This window comes from Streptomyces sp. MBT53 (genome assembly GCF_016654115.1).
Taxonomy (GTDB): domain Bacteria; phylum Actinomycetota; class Actinomycetes; order Streptomycetales; family Streptomycetaceae; genus Streptomyces.
The window spans coordinates 1-22,520 of sequence record NZ_JAEQAZ010000174.1 but is presented as its reverse complement, the minus strand read 5'-3'; the positions used below and the strand labels follow the sequence as shown (position 1 = coordinate 22,520).

Annotated in this window: 27 protein-coding genes; 19 read left to right on the top strand and 8 right to left on the bottom strand. The window is 71.2% G+C overall.

Features of this window, described 5'->3' with window-relative positions:
- Positions 1-246 precede the first annotated feature (246 nt).
- From ybaK to JHN45_RS40425, 4 genes are all read right to left on the bottom strand, one after another.
- Entirely contained in the window at positions 247-756 is a 510-nt protein-coding gene (gene ybaK / locus JHN45_RS40440; protein WP_200714870.1) for a Cys-tRNA(Pro) deacylase, read from the bottom strand.
- A gap of 8 nt (positions 757-764) precedes the next feature.
- Positions 765-1,508, bottom strand: coding sequence for an LON peptidase substrate-binding domain-containing protein (locus JHN45_RS40435; protein ID WP_201054420.1), 744 nt, complete (start codon positions 1,506-1,508; stop codon positions 765-767).
- Positions 1,509-1,519: 11 nt separating this feature from the next.
- Entirely contained in the window at positions 1,520-2,638 is a 1,119-nt protein-coding gene (locus JHN45_RS40430) for a hypothetical protein (protein WP_236584640.1), read from the bottom strand.
- A 139-nt stretch (positions 2,639-2,777) separates the two neighbouring features.
- Positions 2,778-4,355 carry an oxidoreductase gene (locus tag JHN45_RS40425; protein ID WP_201054418.1) on the bottom strand — a complete coding sequence of 526 codons (1,578 nt, stop codon included), beginning with the start codon at positions 4,353-4,355 and terminating at the stop codon, positions 2,778-2,780.
- 202 nt (positions 4,356-4,557) lie between these two features.
- Here JHN45_RS40425 and hisD point away from each other — a divergent pair, with 202 nt between their 5' ends.
- Genes hisD through hisF form a run of 8 tightly spaced genes read left to right on the top strand, consistent with a single transcriptional unit; the run spans position 4,558 to position 10,260 of the window.
- Positions 4,558-5,880 carry a histidinol dehydrogenase gene (gene hisD, locus JHN45_RS40420; protein ID WP_201054417.1) on the top strand — a complete coding sequence of 441 codons (1,323 nt, stop codon included), beginning with the start codon at positions 4,558-4,560 and terminating at the stop codon, positions 5,878-5,880.
- Entirely contained in the window at positions 5,877-6,986 is a 1,110-nt protein-coding gene (locus JHN45_RS40415; protein WP_200714875.1) for a histidinol-phosphate transaminase, read from the top strand. Before hisD ends, JHN45_RS40415 begins: the two co-directional genes overlap by 4 nt.
- Positions 6,983-7,576 (top strand): imidazoleglycerol-phosphate dehydratase HisB, encoded by a 594-nt coding sequence (gene hisB, locus JHN45_RS40410; protein ID WP_043675308.1) that lies wholly within the window; start codon positions 6,983-6,985, stop codon positions 7,574-7,576. The genes JHN45_RS40415 and hisB overlap by 4 nt, the downstream gene beginning before the upstream one ends.
- Positions 7,573-7,737, top strand: a complete 165-nt coding sequence (locus tag JHN45_RS40405) for a hypothetical protein (protein ID WP_019067720.1) — start codon at positions 7,573-7,575, stop codon at positions 7,735-7,737. The genes hisB and JHN45_RS40405 overlap by 4 nt, the downstream gene beginning before the upstream one ends.
- A complete protein-coding gene (gene hisH, locus JHN45_RS40400; protein WP_201054416.1) occupies positions 7,728-8,375 on the top strand; it encodes an imidazole glycerol phosphate synthase subunit HisH in 648 nt (215 codons plus the stop codon). The genes JHN45_RS40405 and hisH overlap by 10 nt, the downstream gene beginning before the upstream one ends.
- A gap of 3 nt (positions 8,376-8,378) precedes the next feature.
- Complete coding sequence (gene priA / locus JHN45_RS40395) at positions 8,379-9,104, top strand: bifunctional 1-(5-phosphoribosyl)-5-((5-phosphoribosylamino)methylideneamino)imidazole-4-carboxamide isomerase/phosphoribosylanthranilate isomerase PriA (RefSeq protein WP_200714877.1); 726 nt, start codon at positions 8,379-8,381, stop codon at positions 9,102-9,104.
- Entirely contained in the window at positions 9,101-9,499 is a 399-nt protein-coding gene (locus JHN45_RS40390; protein ID WP_200714878.1) for a RidA family protein, read from the top strand. Before priA ends, JHN45_RS40390 begins: the two co-directional genes overlap by 4 nt.
- Positions 9,496-10,260 (top strand): imidazole glycerol phosphate synthase subunit HisF, encoded by a 765-nt coding sequence (gene hisF, locus JHN45_RS40385; protein ID WP_201054415.1) that lies wholly within the window; start codon positions 9,496-9,498, stop codon positions 10,258-10,260. The genes JHN45_RS40390 and hisF overlap by 4 nt, the downstream gene beginning before the upstream one ends.
- A 102-nt stretch (positions 10,261-10,362) precedes the next feature.
- Here hisF and JHN45_RS40380 read toward each other — a convergent pair whose 3' ends face one another.
- A complete protein-coding gene (locus JHN45_RS40380) occupies positions 10,363-10,998 on the bottom strand; it encodes a TIGR03085 family metal-binding protein (protein WP_200714880.1) in 636 nt (211 codons plus the stop codon).
- Positions 10,999-11,160: 162 nt separating this feature from the next.
- Between JHN45_RS40380 and hisI the strand changes: the two genes are divergently transcribed.
- From hisI to lgt, 11 genes are all read left to right on the top strand, one after another.
- A complete protein-coding gene (gene hisI / locus JHN45_RS40375) occupies positions 11,161-11,616 on the top strand; it encodes a phosphoribosyl-AMP cyclohydrolase (protein WP_200714881.1) in 456 nt (151 codons plus the stop codon).
- Positions 11,617-11,627: 11 nt separating this feature from the next.
- Positions 11,628-13,106, top strand: coding sequence for an anthranilate synthase component I (locus JHN45_RS40370; protein ID WP_201054414.1), 1,479 nt, complete (start codon positions 11,628-11,630; stop codon positions 13,104-13,106).
- A 52-nt stretch (positions 13,107-13,158) separates the two neighbouring features.
- A complete protein-coding gene (locus tag JHN45_RS40365) occupies positions 13,159-13,800 on the top strand; it encodes a TIGR02234 family membrane protein (protein ID WP_200714883.1) in 642 nt (213 codons plus the stop codon).
- A gap of 109 nt (positions 13,801-13,909) precedes the next feature.
- A complete protein-coding gene (locus tag JHN45_RS40360; RefSeq protein ID WP_200717204.1) occupies positions 13,910-14,158 on the top strand; it encodes an HGxxPAAW family protein in 249 nt (82 codons plus the stop codon).
- A gap of 102 nt (positions 14,159-14,260) precedes the next feature.
- Complete coding sequence (locus JHN45_RS40355) at positions 14,261-14,716, top strand: DUF2752 domain-containing protein (RefSeq protein ID WP_201054413.1); 456 nt, start codon at positions 14,261-14,263, stop codon at positions 14,714-14,716.
- A gap of 125 nt (positions 14,717-14,841) precedes the next feature.
- Positions 14,842-15,651, top strand: coding sequence for an indole-3-glycerol phosphate synthase TrpC (trpC, locus tag JHN45_RS40350; protein WP_019067707.1), 810 nt, complete (start codon positions 14,842-14,844; stop codon positions 15,649-15,651).
- Positions 15,652-15,673: 22 nt separating this feature from the next.
- Positions 15,674-15,886, top strand: coding sequence for a tryptophan biosynthesis modulator TrpM (gene trpM, locus JHN45_RS54855; RefSeq protein WP_374195669.1), 213 nt, complete (start codon positions 15,674-15,676; stop codon positions 15,884-15,886).
- Between the two features lie 59 nt (positions 15,887-15,945).
- The gene (trpB, locus tag JHN45_RS40345; RefSeq protein WP_200717202.1) at positions 15,946-17,235 is read left to right on the top strand and encodes a tryptophan synthase subunit beta; all 1,290 of its coding nucleotides are present in this window, start codon (positions 15,946-15,948) and stop codon (positions 17,233-17,235) included.
- Positions 17,232-18,047: a tryptophan synthase subunit alpha gene (gene trpA / locus JHN45_RS40340; RefSeq protein WP_200717201.1), complete on the top strand. Its 816-nt coding sequence runs from the start codon at positions 17,232-17,234 to the stop codon at positions 18,045-18,047. The genes trpB and trpA overlap by 4 nt, the downstream gene beginning before the upstream one ends.
- Before the next feature lie 93 nt (positions 18,048-18,140).
- Complete coding sequence (locus JHN45_RS40335) at positions 18,141-18,920, top strand: thioredoxin domain-containing protein (RefSeq protein WP_201054412.1); 780 nt, start codon at positions 18,141-18,143, stop codon at positions 18,918-18,920.
- A gap of 103 nt (positions 18,921-19,023) precedes the next feature.
- Positions 19,024-19,995, top strand: a complete 972-nt coding sequence (lgt, locus tag JHN45_RS40330) for a prolipoprotein diacylglyceryl transferase (RefSeq protein ID WP_201054411.1) — start codon at positions 19,024-19,026, stop codon at positions 19,993-19,995.
- A 58-nt stretch (positions 19,996-20,053) separates the two neighbouring features.
- Here the strand turns inward: lgt and JHN45_RS40325 are convergent, their stop codons facing one another.
- The 3 genes from JHN45_RS40325 to JHN45_RS40315 form a co-directional block, all read right to left on the bottom strand.
- Positions 20,054-20,866 carry a CoA ester lyase gene (locus JHN45_RS40325; RefSeq protein WP_201054410.1) on the bottom strand — a complete coding sequence of 271 codons (813 nt, stop codon included), beginning with the start codon at positions 20,864-20,866 and terminating at the stop codon, positions 20,054-20,056.
- The gene (locus JHN45_RS40320) at positions 20,863-22,062 is read right to left on the bottom strand and encodes a CaiB/BaiF CoA-transferase family protein (protein ID WP_201054409.1); all 1,200 of its coding nucleotides are present in this window, start codon (positions 22,060-22,062) and stop codon (positions 20,863-20,865) included. The genes JHN45_RS40325 and JHN45_RS40320 overlap by 4 nt, the downstream gene beginning before the upstream one ends.
- Positions 22,059-22,520, bottom strand: a 462-nt coding sequence (locus JHN45_RS40315; RefSeq protein WP_201054408.1) for a PfkB family carbohydrate kinase, incomplete at its 5' end; no start/stop codon positions are given. The genes JHN45_RS40315 and JHN45_RS40320, both read right to left, overlap by 4 nt.

The following is a 22,520-nucleotide window of genomic DNA, read 5'->3' as shown; positions in this document are numbered from 1 at the left end:
CCAGACCCCCGCTTCGGCCTGAACGGCCTCGTCCTCAAACGCCGGACGGGCTGGATGGTGCCGGCCCGCGTTGGAAAGGTGCCGGACGGGCTGGATGGTGCCGGCCCGCGTTGAGAAGTGACCGAAAAAACTATGCCGGCCGGTGTCCGTGGTTCGAGCGGCGTTTCTTGATGCGCCACTTTCGTTTCCTGGTTTTCTTCGACATGCCCCTTGTGCTTAACCGAGGACGGGGCCGGCGTCGAGGGGTCACGCACGGCCGATGGGGGCCAGTACCGCTTCCGTGAGGGTGGCCAGGTCCTTGGGGGAGAGTTCGACCTCCAGGCCCCGGCGGCCCGCCGAGACGCAGATCGTGGCGTGGGCCGAGGCCGAGTCGTCGACGACCGTGCGGAGCTTCTTGCGCTGGCCGAGGGGGGAGATGCCGCCCCGGACGTAGCCCGTGGTGCGTTCGGCGAGGGTCGGGTCGGCCATCGCGGCGCGCTTGCCGCCCACCGCCGCCGCGAGGGCCTTGAGGTCGAGCTGGCCCGCCACCGGGACCACCGCCACCGTCAGGGCCCCGTCCACGTCCGCGACGAGCGTCTTGAAGACCCGGTCCGGAGACACCCCCATCGCCTCGGCCGCCTCCTCGCCGTAGGACGGGTGGGCGGGGTCGTGCTCGTAGGCGTGCACCTCGAACGGCACTCCGGCGGCCGTGAGGGCCACGGTGGCCGGGGTGCCGCCGGACTGGGGCTGTTGTTGCTTCCTGGACTTCTTCGCCATCGGGGGTCTCAGTTCAGGCTTGTCGGGTTGCGCGTCAGGTCCGACGCGGGCAGGGACGGCAGGTTGCGGATGATGGCCGTCTCGGAGCGCAGGAGTTTCAGCTCGTCGCGCAGCCGGGAGGCGGTGTCGGGGGCCTGGAGCAGGCGTTGCTTGGTCGCCGTGTCGAGCATCATCGCGGCGGCCACCAGGTACGACACCACCGCCGGCTCGTCGGGGAGTTCCGCGTCGCCGGTCGACAGGGAGCGTTCGCGGGCGCCCGCCAGGCGCTTCTGGTACTGGCGGAACGCGCGTAGCACCCCCTCTGCCAGCGCGCCCGCCTCGTCGCCCTTCTCCTCGGGCAGCTCCTCCAGCTCGGCCGTCAGGAACGGGCCCGAGGCGTCCACGGAGAGCAGCCGCATCCGGGTCGTGCCCGTCGCCAGCACCTCGAAGGTGCCGTCGGCGCGCTCCCGGATGGTCGCCGCGTCGGCGACGCAGCCCACCGAGTGGAAGGCCTTGAGCGGGTCGGGGCCGAAGCCGGCCGCGGGCCCGCGTTCGGGCACGGCGGTCTGGTCCGGCATGCCCTGGGCGGTCTGGGCCACCTCGTGGCCGTCACGGATGGCGACGACAGCGAATCGGCGCGGTTCCTCCTCGGGGGTCTTGAGCAGTTCGCGCATCATGGCGCGATAGCGCTCCTCGAAAATGTTCAGAGGAAGCACGAGCCCCGGGAACAGAACCGAGTTCAGGGGGAAGAGCGGCAGCCCGACGGTGGTCACGGCGCAAAAGCCTAGTGGTCGCGGGAGCGGGCGCGACCGTCGTGCTCACTCCGTGGATGGGGCGGCGCGTCCGTGAAGCTCCGCGGCTGCCCCGGAACCGCCGTGAGACAGGCCGGAACCGGGCCGCCCAGCGGCAGTCGCGACGCGACCGCGATCTGTACGCCGTCGCGCACTTCCAGGAACCGGCCGAGCGGGTCGTCGGAGATCCGGTCCCAGGGGAAGGACGTGGCGTACGGGCCGATCAGGCGCAGCTGGTCGAGGGCGTCGGGCCAGCGTTCGAGGCGGACGAGGACGTAGGCCAGCAGGTTGCGGACCCCGGCGGGCCAGGGGTCGGCCGCCGCGTAGCCGGCCGAGAGGGCGATCCCGAGGTCGGCCGCCGTGTCCAGCCGGGCGCGCGGCACCGTCGCGCCGCAGCTGTCGGTCAGACAGGCGAAGGCGGCCCGCACCGGCAGTGCCTGGACGAGGGAGCCGGGCAGGGCGTCCTGGGCGGCCCGTTCGGCGAAGTCGAAGCACTCGCGGTGGGAGTGCCGCGCGGTGCGGGGCGCGTCGCCCCGCTGGGCGCAGCAGGCGGCCGAGAGGTACTGGAGGGCGGCCACATGGCAGCCGTAGTGGTGCGGGGAGCGGCGGACGGCCTCGCCCCACAGCCGTTCGAACCCGGCGTGTCCGGCGTGGGTGCCCCGCGCGTGGTCCAGGGCGATCCGCCAGGGCACGGGGTCGCGCGGTTCGGCCTCGGCCGCCGCCGTGATCAACGGGCCGATGTCGCCGAGCAGTTCGGCGCGGGCGGGCGACACCCAGCAGCGGTCCACCGCCAGCTGGGCGCCGACCAGCAGCGCGTCGGGGTCGTGCGGGGCGGCGGCGCGCCAGTCGGCCAGCCATTCGGGGCGGGAGCGGGCGAAGGCCGAGAGGCGGCGCGTGTAGCGGTCGCGGTTCTCCCACTCGGCGGACGCGCGGGTGGTGGCGAGCAGCTCGGCGGCGGGCCCGTACTCGCCGCGTCCGGCCGCGACCAGCGCGGGGCCGAGCCGGTCGTCGGGCGCGTCGAGGAGAACCTCGTCGTCGGCCGGCAGTCCGGTGGGCCGCGAGGTGCTCCTTGCCATCCGGGCGGTGCGGATGAAGTCGCGCAGCAGAGCCATGGTGCCGACCATTGAATGACCGGGATACGGAGTGCGCCAGACCGTTTGGGCACCCCGTGGAAAGTTGTACGTGTCTCGGTCAAGCCCCGGTAAAAGGTGACTTTTGCTCACCTGTTCGAGTGCTGTGCGTGGCCGGTGACTATCCCCGCCTGAGCAGCCGGGTCGCCCCCGCCGCCACCGTCGTCGCGAGGATCCAGCCCAGCAGGATCAGCGCCACCGACAGCCACTGCCAGCCCCCGTGCAACTGCCATTGCCCCACCTGCCCCAGGTCGATCACCGGCAGCAGCAGATCCAGCGCGAACAGCGCGGGACTCCACGGCGGATGTCCGCTCGGATTCACCGGCACATGGTCCGCGTGTGTGAAGGCCAGCGACCCGGCCGCCCACAGCACCGCCATCCATACGGCGGCCCGGCCCGGCCGGTACCCGTAGGCCACCGTCCAGTCCTGCGCGAACCCCCACAGCTTCGCCGCGACGGGCAGGCTCTCCCGGCGCCGCCGCTGCTTGGCCAGCAGCACCTCGCGCGCGTCCTCGTCCTCACCGGCGTTGCGCAGCACGGTCGCGAGCCGCTCGTACGGTTCCGGGTTGTACTCGGCGGTCGCGGCGGCCACCCAGTCGAGGCGGGCCTCCAGCGGGAACGGGCCCTGCGGTACGAGGTTCTCGTACACGAAGCCGCCCATGTGGAGGTTGCCCGGACCCGGCCAACTGTCCTTGCCGTCGATGAGGTTGACGACCCGCGCCCCCGACAGCACCACCTTCCCGCGCTGCGGTCTCTCCCCGAGGAAGCGCAGTTCGGGCGCCTGGACGCGCAGCAGCGACAGCTCCTGGTCGTCCGTGAAGGTGAACCGGGCCCGCTCCAGGTCCACCGCGTCCCCGAACCGCCCGTCGTCCAGGCGTACTCCGCCCTGGCAGGTGAAGCGCTGGATGCGGGTCCCGCGCGCGGGAGTTGTACCGCTCAGCCAGGGACCGCCGACGCCCGCCGGAGTGAGGTACAGGGTGCGGCCGACGGTCAACTGGGGCGCGTTCAGGGCGAGTCGGGAGTACGGGTTGGCCAGCCGGGCGCCGCGCAGACTCAGCGAGACGCCCACCTTGGCGCTGCGCAGGCTCAACTCACCGTGCGATTCAAGGAGTTCTGCCTGCAGATCCTGTCCTACGGTCATGCCGTCCGCGGCGATCGAACGGCCCGTGCGGTCCCGGTAGACGATCGCCTGGTTGAGCAGCAGATCGGTGCCGATGTGCGCGTCGGTCAGCCGTACCCCGTTGTGGAAGCGGCAGCGCGGCAGATGCAGATCACCCTCCGTGTGCACCCGCGCCGCCTCCAGTCGCGGCACCGAGCAGTCCACCAGCCGTACGGTCTGGAAGCGGGCCTCCGGCAGCAGGATCTCGTGCTCGAAGCGGCAGCCCTTCAGCTCGACGAAGGGGTGGACCGTGCCGCCCGCCAGATCCAGGGTGCCGCTGATCTGCACTCCGGTGAGTTTCAGCGAGGCCACCCGGCCCGACAGCGCGGGCGGCCCGTCCAGAAGCAGCCAGCACACGAACCGCGCCCGTACGGTCCGCTCCGGGCCCCACGGATGTCCGCCGTGCGGATCGTCGACGACGGTGTCGCCGCTGCTCAGGTCGTACACACTGCCGTTGCGGAAGGCCTGCCACATACCGGCCTCGGCGGCGGTCGCATCGTCCGGGACATCCCCCGCGCGGATGCCCACACCCTCGGTCACTGCTCTGTCATCCCTCTCGACTGCTCACGGGTTTCGCACAGCTGTTCATGCCCACTGAGTAACGCCCGGAACACTAGACGTGCTGTGCTTTGTGGGGGGACACCCCCCACACCCCCCTGATCTTCCGGGTTCCGGCCACGTTCTGTATCAGCCATTGATATGCGCGAGCAGCGCCCGATCGCCGTCTGAGAGAATTGGCCCCGTGATCTCCCGAATCGATCTGCGCGGCGACGCCCTCCCTGACGGGCCCGCCCTGCGCGACCTGCTGCCCCGAGCCGACTTCGACGTCTCGGCCGCCCTGGAGAAGGTGCGGCCGATCTGCGAGGCCGTGCATCATCGGGGCGACGCGGCGCTGATCGACTTCGCCGAGAAGTTCGACGGCGTGCGGCTGGAATCGGTACGGGTCCCGGCCGAGGCCCTCAGCGATGCGCTGGAACAGCTCGACCCGGCCGTCCGTGCGGCCCTGGAGGAGTCCGTCCGGCGCGCCCGGCTCGTCCACCGCGAGCAGCGCCGTACGACCCACACCACCCAGGTCGTGCCGGGCGGTTCCGTCACCGAGAAGTGGGTGCCGGTCGACCGGGTGGGGCTGTACGCGCCCGGCGGGCGGTCGGTCTACCCGTCGTCCGTGATCATGAACGTGGTGCCCGCCCAGGAGGCCGGCGTCGGCTCCATCGCGCTCGCGTCTCCGCCGCAGGCGGACTTCGGCGGCCTGCCGCACCCGACCATCCTCGCCGCCTGCGCACTGCTCGGCGTCGACGAGGTCTACGCCGTGGGCGGCGCCCAGGCCGTCGCGATGTTCGCCCACGGCACCGAGTCCTGCGCCCCCGCCAACATGGTCACCGGGCCCGGCAACATCTGGGTCGCCGCCGCCAAGCGCTACTTCACGGGCAAGATCGGCATCGACACCGAGGCCGGTCCGACCGAGATCGCGGTCCTCGCCGACGACACCGCCGACCCGGTGCACGTCGCCGCCGACCTGATCAGCCAGGCCGAGCACGACCCGCTCGCCGCCGCCGTCCTGGTCACGGACTCCGTGACGCTCGCGGACGCCGTCGAGAAGGAACTCGAACCGCAGGTCGCGGCCACCAAGCACATCGAGGACCGGATCGCCCCGGCCCTCGCGGGCAGGCAGTCCGCGATCGTCCTCGTCGACGGCGTCGAGGAGGGGCTGCGGGTCGTGAACGCGTACGGCGCCGAGCACCTGGAGATCCAGACGGTGGACGCGGCCGCCGTCGCCGACCGGGTGCGGAACGCGGGCGCGATCTTCGTCGGACCGTGGGCGCCCGTCTCCCTCGGCGACTACGCGGCAGGCTCCAACCACGTGCTGCCGACCGGCGGTTGCGCCTGCCATTCCTCGGGGCTCTCCGTGCAGTCGTTCCTGCGCGGCATCCACATCGTCGACTACACCCGCGACGCCCTCGCCGACGTGGCGCATCACGTGGTGACGCTGGCGGAGGCGGAGGATCTGCCCGCGCACGGCGCGGCGGTCAAGGCAAGGTTCGGTTGGAAGGTGCCCGGCAAGTGAGCTTCGGAATCGACGATCTTCCCGTACGGGACGAGCTGCGCGGCAAGTCCCCTTATGGCGCGCCCCAGTTGGACGTGCCCGTACGGCTGAACGTCAACGAGAACCCCTACCCGCTGCCCGAGCCGCTGGTCGCGCGGATCGCCGAGCGCGTGGCCGAGGCCGCCCGCGGCCTCAACCGCTACCCGGACCGGGACGCGGTCGAGTTGCGCACCGAGCTGGCCAACTACCTGACGAAGACCGGCGGTTACCGGGTCGGCATCGAGAACGTGTGGGCGGCCAACGGCTCCAACGAGGTCATCCAGCAGCTTCTCCAGACCTTCGGCGGCCCCGGCCGTACGGCGATCGGCTTCGAGCCGTCGTACTCGATGCACGCGCTCATCGCGCGCGGCACGGGTACGGGCTGGATCTCCGGGCCGCGCGACGCGGACTTCTCGATCGACCTCCCGGCCGCCGAGCGCTGGATCGCGGAGAACAAGCCCGACGTCGTGTTCGTCACGACCCCCAACAACCCCACGGGCAACGCCGTTCCGCCCGAGACGGTCCTCGCGCTGTACGAAGCCGCGCAGGCCGCCAAGCCGTCGATGGTGATCGTCGACGAGGCGTACATCGAGTTCAGCCACGGCGACTCGCTGCTGCCGCTGCTCGAAGGTCGGCCGAATCTCGTCGTCTCGCGGACGATGTCGAAGGCGTTCGGCGCGGCAGGGCTGCGCCTCGGCTATCTCGCCGCGCACCCGGCGGTCGTCGACGCCGTCCAACTCGTCCGGCTGCCCTACCACTTGTCGGCCGTCACCCAGGCGACCGCGCTGGCCGCCCTGGAGCACACCGACACACTGCTCGGCTATGTGGAACAGCTGAAGGACGAACGGGACCGGCTGGTACGGGAGTTGCGGGCCCTGGGCTGCGAAGTCGTCGAGTCCGACGCCAACTTCGTGCAGTTCGGCCGGTTCGCGGACTCCCACACCGCCTGGCAGGCGATCCTCGACCGGGGCGTCCTGGTCCGGGACAACGGCATCCCGGGGTGGCTGCGGGTCTCCGCCGGAACCCCCGAAGAGAACGACGCGTTCCTCGACGCGGTCCGTGAGTTGATGAAGGAGCAGAGCACATGAACCGCGTTGGACGGGTGGAGCGGACGACCAAGGAGACCTCGGTCCTGGTCGAGATCGATCTCGACGGCCACGGCAAGGTCGACGTGTCGACAGGAGTCGGCTTCTACGACCACATGCTCGACCAGCTCGGCCGGCACGGTCTGTTCGACCTCACCGTGAAGACCGAGGGCGATCTGCACATCGACTCGCACCACACCATCGAGGACACCGCCCTCGCCCTCGGCGCCGCCTTCAAGCAGGCGCTCGGCGACAAGGTCGGGATCTACCGGTTCGGCAACTGCACGGTCCCGCTGGACGAGTCCCTCGCCCAGGTCACCGTCGACCTCTCCGGCCGCCCGTACCTCGTGCACACCGAGCCCGAGAACATGGCGCCGATGATCGGCGAGTACGACACCACGATGACTCGGCACATCCTGGAGTCCTTCGTGGCCCAGGCCCAGATCGCCCTGCACGTGCACGTGCCGTACGGGCGCAACGCGCACCACATCGTGGAGTGCCAGTTCAAGGCCCTCGCGCGCGCCCTGCGGTACGCCTCCGAGCGCGACCCGCGCGCGGCCGGCATCCTCCCCTCCACGAAGGGCGCGCTGTGACCAGCCTGTCGAGCCTCCTCATCGTCGTCGGGCTCTTCCTCCTCGGCGGGGTCTACTCCTTCGTCAAGCAGAAGATGCCGCGCCAGCTCATCGTGCTGATCTCCATCGCCGCCGGGATGTGCCTGGTCGCCGGCGTCATGAGGCTGGAGGTGTGGAATTGAGTCCAGCGAGGAAAGTAGTCGTCTTCGACTACGGCTTCGGGAACGTCCGTTCCGCCGAGCGTGCCCTCGCGCGCGCGGGCGCCGAGGTCGAGATAACGCGTGACTACGACAAGGCCATGAACGCGGACGGCCTGCTGGTGCCCGGCGTCGGCGCCTTCGCCGCCTGCATGGAGGGCCTGCGCTCGGCGCGCGGCGACTGGATCGTCGGCCGCCGACTGGCCGGCGGGCGCCCCGTGATGGGCATCTGCGTCGGCATGCAGATCCTGTTCGCGCGCGGCATCGAGCACGGCGTGGAGACCGAGGGCCTGGACGAGTGGCCCGGCTCGGTCGAGCCGCTGCAGGCCGAGATCGTGCCCCACATGGGCTGGAACACCGTCGACACCCCGGCGGGCTCCCAGCTCTTCGCGGGCCTGGACGCCGACGCGCGCTTCTACTTCGTGCACTCCTACGCCGTCCACGACTGGTCCCTCGAAGTCGTGAACCCGGCGATGCGCGCCCCCCTGGTGACCTGGTCGACCCACGGCAAGCCCTTCGTGGCCGCCGTGGAGAACGGCGCCCTGTGGGCCACCCAGTTCCACCCCGAGAAGTCCGGCGACGCCGGAGCGCAGCTGCTCACCAACTGGATCGGAACCCTGTAGACCATGGCCAAGCTCGAACTCCTCCCCGCCGTCGACGTCCGCGACGGCCAGGCCGTCCGCCTCGTCCACGGCGAGTCCGGGACCGAGACCTCCTACGGCTCCCCCCTGGAGGCCGCCCTCGCCTGGCAGCGCTCCGGCGCCGAGTGGCTGCACCTCGTCGACCTGGACGCCGCGTTCGGCACCGGCGACAACCGCAAGCTCATCGCCGAGGTCGCCGGCGCCATGGACATCAAGGTCGAGCTGTCCGGCGGCATCCGCGACGACGACACGCTCGCCGCGGCCCTCGCCACCGGCTGCACCCGGGTGAACCTCGGCACCGCCGCCCTGGAGACCCCCGAGTGGGTCGCCAAGGTCATCGCCGAGCACGGCGACAAGATCGCGGTCGGCCTCGACGTACGCGGCACGACCCTCCGCGGCCGGGGCTGGACCCGCGACGGCGGCGACCTCTACGAGACGCTGGACCGCCTCAACTCCGAGGGCTGCGCCCGCTACGTGGTCACCGACATCGCCAAGGACGGCACCCTCCAGGGCCCCAACCTGGAGCTGCTGCGCAACGTCTGCGCGGCGACCGACCGCCCGGTCGTGGCCTCCGGCGGCGTGTCGTCGCTCGACGACCTCCGCGCCATCGCCGAGCTGGTACCCCTCGGTGTCGAGGGCTCCATCGTCGGGAAGGCCCTCTACGCGAAGGCGTTCACTCTGGAAGAGGCCTTGGAGGCGGTGGCCCGGTGACCGAGCTACGACGCGTGTCGACCGGCGCGCCCTGGGAGGACGCCTTCGGCTACTCCCGCGCGGTGGAACTGCCGAACGGCCTGGTGCTGGTCTCCGGGTGCACGTCGATAGTGGACGGCGAGATCGCCGGGGGCGGTCCCTACGAGCAGACGGTCAACGCGTTCAACGTCGCCTTCGCGGCGCTGGAACAACTGGGCCTCGGCCCCGCCGATGTGGTGCGCACCCGTATGTACATCACCCACGCCCGGGACGTCGAGGACGTGGGCCGCGCACACAAGGAACTCTTCGACGCGATCCGGCCCGCCGCCTCGATGATCATCGTGTCCGGCTTCGTCGACCCCAGCCTGGTCGTCGAGGTCGAGGTGGAGGCGTACCGAGGGGAGGGTTCCTCATGACCCTCGCCGTACGCGTGATCCCCTGCCTGGACGTCGACAACGGCCGGGTCGTCAAGGGCGTCAACTTCCAGAACCTGCGCGACGCCGGCGACCCCGTCGAGATGGCCAAGGTCTACGACGCCGAGGGCGCCGACGAGCTGACCTTCCTGGACATCACCGCGTCCTCCGGCAACCGCGAGACGACGTACGACGTGGTCCGCCGCACCGCCGAGCAGGTCTTCATCCCGCTCACGGTCGGCGGCGGCGTCCGCACGGCCGAGGACGTGGACAAGCTGCTGCGCGCGGGCGCGGACAAGGTCGGCGTCAACACGGCGGCGATCAACCGACCGGAACTGATCAAGGAGATCGCGGAGCGGTTCGGCCGCCAGGTCCTGGTCCTGTCGGTGGACGCGCGCCGGACTTCCGAGGGCTCCTTCGAGGTCACCACCCACGGCGGCCGCAAGGGCACCGGCATCGACGCCGTCGAATGGGCGCACCGGGCCGCCGAGTTGGGCGCCGGGGAGATCCTCCTCAACTCGATGGACGCGGACGGCACCAAGGACGGCTACGACCTGGAGATGATCGCGGCGGTCCGCAAGCACGTGACCGTCCCGGTCATCGCCTCCGGCGGCGCGGGCAAGCTCGCCGACTTCCCGCCCGCGGTGGCGGCAGGCGCGGACGCGGTGCTGGCGGCCTCCGTCTTCCACTTCGGCGACCTGCGGATCGGCGAGGTGAAGCAAGTGCTGCGGGAGGCGGGGCATCCGGTGCGGTGTGTCCCGTAGAGGTGTCATAAGCGGTGTTGTAAGCCCCGGCCGCCTGGCGGTCGGGGCTTACTCATGGGTGGCGCCTGACCGAACCGCCCGGCCGACCCCCGCTGCCTCGGTTCAGATCCCCAACTGCTTGGCCTCCTGCAGCTTGGCGATCGCGTTCTCGTCGCCGTCCAGCTCCACCTTGGCCACGTTCTGCCGGCCGTGGGCGAACAGCAGCAGTTCCGAGGGCTCGCCGGTCACCGTCACGACCGGCGCACCCTTGTGGGCGACCGCCGTCTGTCCGTCCGGGCGGCGCAGCACCAGCCCGGTCGGCGCGCTCCGGCCCACCAGCCGGGCCACGCGCTCCAGTCGGGACCACAGGGCGTCCTGGAACACCGGGTCCAGCTCGCGCGGAGTCCAGTCCTCCTGGGCCCGCCGTACGTCCTCGGTGTGGACGTAGAACTCGACCGTGTTGGACGCCTCGTCGAGCTGCTTGAGCTGGAACGGCGAGAAGCGCGGCGGGCCGGTACGGATCAGCTGGATCAGCTCCTCGTACGGCTTCGCCGCGAACTCCGCCATCACCCGGTCCAGGCGCGGCGCGAGCTGCTTGATCATGATGCCCCCGGCCGCGTCGGCACGGCGCTCCCGCACCACCACGTGCGCGGCCAGATCACGGGTCCGCCAGCCCTCGCAGAGGGTCGGGGCGTCCGGGCCCGTCGTCTCCAGGAGGTCGGCGAGAAGGAGTCGTTCACGCTTGGCGAAGGTCGACATACCGTCAGCCTACGACCGCCCGTCCGCTCCGCCCACCCGTCTCCCGGCCACCACCCCTCAACGAGGCGCTTCGCGCCACTGCTCCCCATCAGATGGACGCCTGGCCGGTCCGCACAGTGGACGTCGACCGGGACTGTCGGTGCCGCGCGGCACAATGGCCCCATGACCAGCGCGCCCCAGTCCAGTCGCCTCGATCCCGAGATCGCCGCCCGCCTCAAGCGGAGCGCCGACGGGCTCGTCCCCGCCATCGCCCAGCAGTACGACACCGGTGAGGTGCTCATGCTCGGCTGGATGGACGACGAGGCGCTGCACCGCACCCTGACGACCGGCCGCTGCACCTACTGGTCCCGCAGCCGCCGCGAGTACTGGGTCAAGGGCGACACCTCCGGCCACTTCCAGCACGTCAAGTCCGTCGCCCTGGACTGCGACGCGGACACGGTCCTGGTGAAGGTCGACCAGATCGGCGCCGCCTGCCACACCGGCGCCCGCACCTGCTTCGACGCGGACGTGCTCCTCAAAGAAGAGCTTCCTCAAGAAGCGCTTCCTGAAGAAGCGCTCGTTGACGAGAGTCTTCTTGAAGAAGGCGCTGATTCCGGCACCGCCGTCTCGGATCAGTAGGGTCAGCCGCCATGGACCTTGACACGTTCCGCAAGCTGGCCACCGACCGTCGCGTCATCCCGGTCACCCGCAAGCTCCTCGCCGACGGCGACACCCCGGTCGCGCTCTACCGCAAGCTCGCCGCGGAGCGCCCCGGCACCTTCCTCCTGGAGTCCGCGGAGAACGGCCGCTCCTGGTCCCGGTACTCCTTCGTCGGCGTCCGCAGCGCCGCCACCCTCACCGCCCGCGACGGCCGGGCCCACTGGCTCGGCACCCCGCCCGTCGGCGTCCCGGTCGACGGCGACCCCCTCGCCGCCCTGCGCGCCACCATCGACACCCTGCACACCCCGCACCAGGAGGGCCTGCCGCCCTTCACCGGCGGCATGGTCGGCTATCTCGGCTACGACATCGTCCGCCGCCTGGAGAAGATCGGCCCCGGCGACCGCGACGACCTCAAGCTCCCCGAGCTGACCATGCTCCTCACCAGCGACCTCGCCGTGATGGACCACTGGGACGGCTCGGTCCTGCTGATCGCCAACGCGATCAACCACAACGACCTCGACACCGGCGTCGACGAGGCCTACGCGGACGCCGTGGCCCGCCTCGACGCCATGGAGGCGGACCTCTCCCGCGCGGTGGCCCAGCCGCCCGCCCAGCTCCCGCCCTCCGAGCTCCCCGAGTACACCGCGCTGTGGGGCGGCCCCGACTTCAAGGTGGCCGTCGAGGACATCAAGGAGCGCATCCGCGCGGGGGAGGCCTTCCAGGTCGTCCCCTCCCAGCGCTTCGAAACGCCGTGCACGGCAAGCGCGTTGGACGTGTACCGGGTGCTGCGCGCGACCAACCCGTCCCCGTACATGTACCTGTTCCGCTTCGACGGCTTCGATGTGGTCGGCTCGTCCCCGGAGGCCCTCGTCAAGGTGGAGGACGGCCGCGCGATGGTGCACCCCATCGCCGGCACCCGGCACCGCGGCGCCACCCCGCAGGAGGACCAGGCCCTCGCCGACGAACTCCTCGCCGACCCCAAGGAGCGCGCCGAACACCTCATGCTGGTCGACCTCGGGCGTAACGATTTGGGACGCGTCTGCGAGCCCGGCTCGGTCGAGGTCGTCGACTTCATGTCGGTGGAGCGCTACTCCCACGTGATGCACATCGTCTCCACGGTCACCGGCCGAGTGGCCCCCGGCCGCACCGCCTTCGACGTCCTCACCGCCTGCTTCCCGGCCGGCACCCTCTCTGGCGCGCCCAAGCCCCGCGCGATGCAGATCATCGACGAACTGGAGCCCTCCAGAAGGGGGTTGTACGGCGGCTGCGTCGGCTATCTCGACTTCGCGGGCGACTCCGACACCGCCATCGCCATCCGTACGGCCCTCCTCCGCGACGGCACGGCCTACGTCCAGGCGGGCGCCGGCATCGTCGCCGACTCGGACCCCGAGATGGAGGACCAGGAGTGCCGCAACAAGGCGGCGGCGGTCCTCCGCGCGGTGCACACGGCGAACCGACTCGGGCAATAGGACGAGGGTCATATGAACCCCGGGTGACGGTTCGCCCGGGGTTAGAGCGATAGTGGACTACGTGACTGCAGCTGTTCCTCACCCCCGTTCCGAAGGCGAAGGCCCCGCACGCGCCGGCCGCCGCAGCCTCGCCGTAGCGCTCATGAGCGGTGCGCTCGGCGCGGCCGTGGCGCTGCTGGCCACCCGTCAGCGCTGGTCGGAGGGGATCGCGACGGTGGCGGGCGACCCGTTCCCGCTGTCCGCCAAGGGCAGCGACGTCACGGGTGTGCCCGCGGCGCTCGCCATAGTGGGCCTCGCCGCGCTCGTCGCCGTCTTCGCCGTCCGCAGGACGGGCCGCTTCGCGGTCTCCGCCCTCCTCGCGCTCTCCGGCGCGGGCATCGTCGTCGCCGCCCTCCTGGGCGCCTCCGACAGCTCCGCGCTCGACGACAAGGCCACCCAGGCCTCCGGCGGCACCTCGTCCGCCGTGCACGCCTTCGACCACACCGCCTGGCCCTACGTCGCCGCGGTGGGCGGCGCCCTGATCCTGCTGGCCGGCCTCCTCGCCCTCCTCTACGGCCGCCGCTGGCCCGCGATGTCCGGCCGCTACGAACGCAACGGCGCCCCCCGGGCCCGCCGCGCCCCCGTGGTCGACCCCGACCGTCCCGAGGACATCTGGAAGGCCCTGGACCGCGGTGAGGACCCGACAGGCGCCTAGCCGGGTCGACGCGCGAGTGCCCCACCCCGAAGCACCGCACACGCACGCGTGCGGAACAATGAACTCCGAGCGTCTGCTCACACACGCACACAGCAACGAGGAGCACGTCATGGCGGGCAACAGCCACGGTCACACTTTGGCCGCCTGGACCGGTACCACCATCATCTTCATCGGTTTCTTGGTCGCGGGCGCCTTCATGGTCATGGCCCAGCCGGCCGGCTTCTGGGCCGGAATGGGCATCGTGGTCATCGGCGGCATCGTCGGCTGGGTCATGAGCGCGATGGGTATGGGCATGCCCAAGGACCGTCCCCAGGACCTGACCGAGCTGCTCGGCAAGACGGCGCACGCCGACAGCTGAGCCGTAGCTGCTGTCGGCCACCACTTCGTGGAGGGGCGGTCCCGGACACATCGGGGACCGCCCCTCACGCGCGCGTGCCGCACGTAGGGGCCAGGGGGCACAATGCGAGACGTGAACGCCGACAGCCGGAGCATCCCGAAGACGCGCACCCCCGGTTCCGCCTCCGTGCTGAACCGCGTAGCCGTGCCCGCCGGAGTCCTCGCGGCCGTCGCCGGAGCCTTCGCGTACGTCGGCACGGTCGACCCGAACCAGCCGGGCCACTACCCGGTCTGCCCCCTGTACCGCTTCACCGGCCTGTACTGCCCCGGCTGCGGCGGACTGCGCAGCGCGCACGAGTTCATCCACGGCGACTTCCTGGCCGCCCTCCAGGACAACGCGATCGCCGTGGTGGGCTATCTGGCCTTCATGGTCGTATGGACCGTCTGGGTGGTCCGCGCGGCACGCGGCCGACCGGTGCGGATCGATCTCGGCGGCGTCCAGCTCTGGACTCTGGGCGCATTGGTGCTGGTCTTCACGGTTGTCCGGAACCTGCCGTTCGGTGGCTGGCTACATCCTTGATCAACCGGCGGATGTCCAGGTAGTGGGACCGGCGTCAACCGGATGCGAGGGCTACGCCTTCCTCCGGATACCATCGAGGTCAGATGTGACCATTGCTTTTCACCGTCCGGAAGGGGGCCGCTCGCGTGAGTGTGCTCGACGAGATCATCGACGGAGTCCGTGCCGACCTGGCGGAACGGCAGGCGCGCGTCAGCCTCGACGAGCTCAAGGAGCGCGCGGCGAAGGCACCTGCGGCCAAGGACGGCGTGGCGGCCCTGCGCGGCGACGGCGTCAAGGTCATCTGCGAGGTCAAGCGCTCCAGCCCCTCCAAGGGCGCGCTCGCGGCGATCGCCGACCCGGCGGGCCTCGCGGCGGACTACGAGGCGGGTGGCGCCGCCGTCATCTCCGTCCTCACCGAACAGCGCCGCTTCGGCGGCTCCCTGGCCGACCTGGAGGCCGTCCGCGCCCGCGTGGACATCCCGGTCCTGCGCAAGGACTTCATCGTCACGTCGTACCAGCTCTGGGAGGCCAGGGCCTACGGCGCCGACCTCGCCCTGCTGATCGTCGCGGCCCTGGACCAGCCCGCCCTGGAGTCCCTCATCGAGCGCGCCGAGTCGATCGGCCTCACGCCGATCGTCGAGGTCCACGACGAGGACGAGGTCGACCGCGCGGTCGACGCCGGCGCCAAGATCATCGGCGTCAACGCCCGCAACCTCAAGACCCTTGAGGTCGACCGCTCCACGTTCGAGCGCGTCGCCCCCGAGATCCCGGCCCACATCGTCAAGATCGCCGAGTCCGGAGTCCGCGGCCCCCACGACCTCATCGCCTACGCCAACGCCGGCGCCGACGCGGTCCTGGTCGGCGAGTCCCTGGTCACCGGCCGCGACCCCAAGTCCGCGGTCTCGGACCTGGTGGCAGCAGGCGAACACCCCGCACTGCGACACGGCCGCAGCTGATCACCCGCTAGGCTTGGTCTCGATGACGATCACCCTGACGCCCATGGACCGGTACGCCCGCCTCGCGCGTGGCTGCCGCCCCCGTGGGTGCCGCGCGCCCGCGAGGCGGGTTCACGGTCGACGAGTGCGTTACGTCATCGGGGACGAGCCTGGACAGGTAAACGGCATGCGATGGCGCCCCTTCAGGGGCGCGGGGAACTGCGCGACCAGTCACAACGGTCCCGCAGCCATCTGAACAACCCCCGCCCCCACGGCGATTAGTGCACTTCCACAAACTCACCGTGAGGTTTCCGCATGCCCAGCGAGTTCTTCATTCCCGACCCCGAGGGTCACATCCCCAGCGCCGAGGGCTACTTCGGCGCCTTCGGCGGCAAGTTCATCCCGGAGGCTCTCGTGGCCGCCGTGGACGAGGTCGCCGTCGAGTACGACAAGGCCAAGCACGACCCCGAGTTCGCCCGCGAGTTGGACGACCTCCTGGTCAACTACACCGGCAGGCCAAGCGCGTTCACCGAGATCCCCCGTTTCGCCGCGGAAGCGGGCGGCGCGCGGATCTTCCTCAAGCGCGAGGACCTGAACCACACCGGCTCCCACAAGATCAACAACGTCCTCGGTCAGGCCCTGCTCACCAAGCGCATGGGCAAGACCAGGGTCATCGCGGAGACCGGCGCCGGCCAGCACGGTGTGGCGACGGCCACCGCGTGCGCGCTCTTCGGCCTCGAATGCACCATCTACATGGGCGAGATCGACACCCAGCGCCAGGCGCTGAACGTGGCCCGGATGCGCATGCTCGGTGCCGAGGTCATCGCCGTGAAGTCCGGCAGCCGCACCCTCAAGGACGCGATCAACGAGGCGTTCCGCGACTGGGTCGCCAACGTCGACCGCACCCACTACCTCTTCGGTACGGTCGCGGGCCCGCACCCCTTCCCCGCCATGGTCCGCGACTTCCACCGCGTGATCGGCGTAGAGGCCCGCCGCCAGATCCTGGAGCGCGCCGGCCGCCTGCCCGACGCGGCGATCGCCTGTGTGGGCGGCGGCTCGAACGCCATCGGCCTGTTCCACGCCTTCATCCCGGACGCCGGCGTACGCCTCATCGGCTGCGAACCGGCCGGCCACGGCGTCGAGACGGGCGAGCACGCGGCGACCCTCACCGCGGGCGAGCCCGGCATCCTGCACGGTTCGCGGTCCTACGTCCTCCAGGACGAGGAGGGCCAGATCACCGAGCCGTACTCGATCTCGGCCGGACTGGACTACCCGGGCATCGGCCCCGAGCACTCCTACCTCAAGGACAGTGGGCGCGCCGAGTACCGCGCGGTCACCGACGACGCGGCGATGCAGGCCCTGCGCCTGCTGTCGCGCACGGAGGGCATCATCCCGGCCATCGAGAGCGCCCACGCGCTCGCGGGCGCGCTGGAGGTCGGCAGGGAGCTGGGCAAGGACGGCCTGATCGTCGTCAACCTGTCCGGGCGCGGCGACAAGGACATGGACACGGCCGCGCGTTACTTCGGCCTGTACGACAACGGGACCGACGCCACCGTCGCGGCCAACGCGGCCGACACCGCCGAGATCGAGGGGGACGCCAAGTGAGCGGCAACATCCGGCTGTTGAGCGACACCCTCGCCGCCGCCAAGGCCGAGGGACGCGCCGCGCTCATCGCCTATCTCCCGGCCGGGTTCCCGACCGTGGACGGCGGCATCGCGGCGATCAAGGCCGCCTTCGACGGCGGCGCGGACGTCGTCGAGGTGGGCCTGCCGCACAGCGACCCCGTCCTCGACGGCCCCGTCATCCAGACCGCCGACGACATCGCCCTGCGCGGCGGCGTCAAGATCGCGGACGTCATGCGCACGGTCCGGGAGACCCACGCGGCGACCGGCAAGCCCGTACTCGTCATGACGTACTGGAACCCGATCGACCGCTACGGCGTCGAGCGCTTCACCGCCGAACTCGCCGAGGCGGGCGGCGCCGGCTGCATCCTGCCCGACCTGCCCGTGCAGGAGGCCGGCCTGTGGAGGGAGCACGCGGAGAAGCACGGGCTCGCCACGGTCTTCGTGGTCGCGCCCAGCAGCAAGGACGCGCGCCTCGCCGAGATCACCAAGGTCGGCACCGGCTTCGTCTACGCCGCCTCGCTGATGGGCGTCACCGGCACCCGTGAGTCCGTGGGCGCGCAGGCGCAGGACCTCGTCGAGCGCACCCGCGCCACCACCGACACGCCCGTGTGTGTCGGCCTCGGAGTGTCCGACGCCCGGCAGGCCGCCGAGGTGGCCCGCTTCGCGGACGGCGTGATCGTCGGCTCGGCCTTCGTCAAGCGGATGCTGGACGCGCCGGACGACGCGGCCGGCGTCGAGGCGGTCCGCGCCCTCGCGGCCGACCTCGCGAAGGGCGTGCGCGGACAGGCGTAATCGAGCAACGGCATAACAGAACAACGAGTCCCCCATATGGGTGGACCTGGGACCGGGGAGGCGCGCTGCGCCTCCCCGGTTCGTTCTGCGGGTGTGAGCGAGAAGAACCGTGACGGAAAGCGCACCGCCCGCGAGCGGCTGGCGGTCGAGCGTGAGAAGCAGAAGTCCGCGGAGCGGCGGCGACGCACGCTGATCGTGGCCGCGAGCGTCGTCTGCGTGCTGGGGTTGGCGTCGGTGATCGGCGTGCTCGCCGCGAACCACGGCAAGGACGACAGCGGCAGCAAGAGCGCGGGCCCGGTCGTGGCGCCCTCCGGGGCGACCGGCAAGGACAGCCTGGCGATCCAGGTCGGCAAGGACAGCGCCAAGCCGACACTCACGGTGTGGGAGGACTTCCGCTGCCCGGCCTGCCAGGCCTTCGAGACGGCGTACCGCTCGACGCTGCACGAACTGACCGACTCCGGGCAGCTCAAGGTGCAGTACCACCTGGTCACGATCATCGACGGCAACCTCGGCGGCACCGGCTCCAAGCGCGCGGCCAACGCGGCGGCCTGCGCCCAGGACGCCGGAAAGTTCCGCGACTTCCACGACGTGCTGTACGAGAACCAGCCCAAGGAGACGGACGACGCGTTCTCCAGCAACGCCAAGCTGATCGAGCTGGCGGGCAAGGTGACGGGGCTCGACACGCCCGCCTTCCAGAAGTGCGTCAACAGCGGTACGCACGACAGCTGGGTCACGAAGTCCGCCGCCGCGTTCCAAGCCGGCGGATTCACCGGCACTCCGACCGTCCTCTTCGACGGCAAGAACATCTACGCGGACCAGACGATGACCCCGGCGAAGCTGAAGCAGCTGGTCCAGGCGGCGAACAAGGGGTGACGAGGGGTAAGCGGGCGGGCCGGTTTTCACACCGGCCCGTTATGGAGCCGTAGCCGGGCCGCTTGCCGTGGTCGCGGTCCGGCACGGTAGCGTCGACCCTGCCATGGAAATTGCCTACATTCCCAGCCCGTCGCGCGGGGTCATCCACCTCGGCCCCATTCCGCTGCGCGGCTACGCGTTCTGCATCATCATCGGCGTCTTCGTCGCCGTCTGGCTCGGCAACAAACGCTGGGTCGCCCGCGGCGGCAAGGTCGGGACGGTGGCCGACATCGCTGTCTGGGCCGTGCCGTTCGGCCTCGTCGGCGGTCGCCTGTACCACGTGATCACGGACTACGAGCTGTACTTCAGCGAGGGCCGCGACTGGGTGGACGCCTTCAAGGTGTGGCAGGGCGGCCTCGGCATCTGGGGCGCGATCGCGCTCGGTGCGGTGGGCGCGTGGATCGGCTGCCGCCGCCGTGGCATCCCGCTGCCCGCCTGGGCCGACGCGCTGGCCCCCGGTATCGCCTTCGCCCAGGCCATCGGCCGCTGGGGCAACTGGTTCAACCAGGAGCTCTACGGCCGCGAGACCCACCTCCCCTGGGCGCTGCACATCACGTCCTCGACGGACGGCCGTGTGCCGGGCTACTACCACCCGACCTTCCTGTACGAGTCCCTGTGGTGCGTCGGCGTCGGCTTCCTCGTCATCTGGGCCGACCGCCGCTTCAAGCTGGGCCACGGCCGGGCGTTCGCGCTGTACGTCGCCGCCTACTGCGTGGGCCGCGGCTGGATCGAGTACATGCGCGTCGACGACGCCCACCACTTCCTGGGCCTGCGGTTGAACGACTGGACCGCGATGATCGTCTTCATCCTCGCGGTGACCTACTTCGTGATCTCGGCGAAGAAGCGCCCGGGCCGCGAAGAGGTCGTCGAACCGGAAGCGGCCGGCGACGGGGACGACGAGCCCACGGCGAAGGAAGAGCCAAAGACCGACGAGTCCGAAGCCACGGAGGCCAAGGAAGACGCCCCCGAGGCCGAGTCCGAGTCCGAGGCCGTGGACATGAAGAAGGACGAACCCGAGTCGGCCAAGAAGAGCTGACAGCTGGTTCTACGACGACGAGGGCGCCCTGTGATCGACAGGGCGCCCTCGTCGCGTGTCAGGTCCGGCGCGCCAACGCCAGCGTGCGCTGCGCGGCCGCCACCACCGCCGCGTCGATGAACCGCCCGTCCGGAAGAGCCTGGGCACCCTCCTCCCGCATGGCCGCCTTGACGATCGTCTCGGCCTGTTCGAGTTCGCGGTCGGTCGGGAGGAACGCGCTCTCGATGATCGGGAGTTGACGGGGATGGATCGCCGCACGCCCGAGGAAACCGAGGGCGCGGCCGTGGGCGCAGGAGGCCGCCAGGCCTTCCAGGTCGCGGATGTCCGGGTGGACGGACTGCGGCGGGGGAGCCAGATCTGCCGCCCGGGCGGCGACGATCACCCGCGACCGCGACCAGTCGAGCCCCGCGTCGTCGCGCACGCCCAGGTCGGCCCGTAGATCCGCCTCGCCGAGCGCGATGCCGTGCAGTGAAGGGTGCGCGGTGGCGATCGAGTAGGCCCGCTCGATGCCGAGGGCTGTCTCCAGCAGGGCGAACAGGGGGAGGCCATCCGTCCTTTCCGCCACGGCTACGACCTCCTCGGCGGACGCCACCTTCGGGAGCCGTAGGCCGGACACGCCCGGGAGGGGTGTGAGCGCGCGGAGATCGTCGGCGGCCCACGGGCTGTCCAGGGCGTTCACCCGGACGTGGACGGTGAGTTGAGGCTCCGCGAGGAGTTCCGCCGTCGCCGCTCGGGCGTAGTCCTTGCGGTCCGGGGCGACCGCGTCCTCCAGGTCGATCACGACCACGTCGGCGCCGGCGGCGAGAGCCTTGGCGACGATCGGGGGGCGGTCGCCGGGGACGTAGAGCCAGGTCAGGGGGTACGGGGTCACAGGGCGCCCTCCTGTCGGAGGGTGGCCAACTCGGCCTCGGTCAGGCCGAGTTCGGTCAGGACCGGGTCCGTGTCGGCGCCGTGCGGACGGCCGGACCAGCGGATGGAGCCCGGGGTGGCGGAGAGCCGGAAGAGGACGTTCTGCATGCGCAGCGGGCCGAGTTCGGGATCGTCGACGGTGGTGATCGTGTCGAGGGCCTGGTACTGCGGGTCCGCCATCACGTCCCGTACGTCCTGGATGGGAGCCACGGCCGCCTCCGCCTTCTCGAAGGCGGCCAGCACCTCCGTGCGCGAGCGCTGCGCGATCCAGTCGCCGACCGCCGCGTCGAGGACGTCGGCGTGCCGGGCCCGGTCCGCGCCGGTCGCGAACCACGGTTCGTCGATCAGTTCCGGGCGCCCGACCAGGCGCATCACCCGCTCCGCGATCGACTGGGCCGAGGTGGAGACCGCGACCCAACTCCCGTCCGCCGTACGGTAGGTGTTGCGCGGGGCGTTGTTCTGGGAGCGGTTGCCGGTGCGCGGCTGGACGTGGCCGAGCTGGTCGTACCAGAGGGGCTGGGGGCCCAGCGCGGTCAGGATGGGTTCGATGATCGCCATGTCGACGACCTGGCCCTCGCCCGTGCGGTCGCGGGCCGCCAGGGCTGTCATCACCGCGTACGCCGTCGCCAGCCCGGCGATCGAGTCGGCGAGGCCGAACGGCGGGAGGGTCGGGGGCGCGTCCGGTTCGCCGGTGATCGCGGCGAAGCCGCTCATCGCCTCGGCGAGAGTGCCGAAGCCGGGGCGGTGCGCGTAGGGCCCGAACTGGCCGAACGCGGTGACCCGGGCGAGCACCAACTTCGGGTTGGCGGCGGAGAGTTCGGCCCAGCCGAGGTCCCATTTCTCCAGCGTGCCGGGGCGGAAGTTCTCGATGATCACGTCGGCGGTGGCGGCGAGGCGGAGGAGGGTGTCCCGGCCGCCCGGCTTCGACAGGTCGAGGGTGATGGTGCGCTTGTTGCGGCCCAGCAGCTTCCACCACAGGCCGATGCCGTCCTTGGACGGGCCGTGGCCCCGGGACGGGTCGGGCTTCGTCGGGTGCTCGACCTTGATGACCTCGGCGCCGAAGTCGCCGAGCATGGTGGCGGCGAGCGGACCGGCGAAGAGTGTCGCGAGGTCGAGAACGCGCAGCCCGGACAGGGGAGTTGTGGTCGGCTCGGTCATGAGGCGTACTGCTTGTCGATCTCCGCGCGGTACGGCATCGAGGCCGTCGCACCCGGCCGCTGCACGGACAGTGCCGCCGCGGCTGCCGCCCAGCCCAGCGCGTCCCGCGTCGGGCGGCCCTCGGCGAGGGCCACCGCCAGCGCGCCGACGAAGGTGTCACCCGCGCCGGTCGAGTCCACGGCGGTCACTTGGGGCGCTGGGACGGTGAACGGCTCGGCGTCCCGGGCCGCGTACAGGCTGCCTGCCGCGCCCAGGGTGACGATCACCTCGGGTACGTGGTCGAGCAGGGCCGCGGCTGCCTTGCGCGGGTCGGTGTGTCCGGTGAGGGCGGTGGCCTCGTGCTCGTTGGGCACCAACAGGTCGGTGGCGGTGAGGAGTTCGGGTGGGAGGGGTTGTGCGGGGGCGGGGGTGAGGATCGTACGGACGCCGTGGCGGCGGGCCGCCTCCGCGCCCGCGAC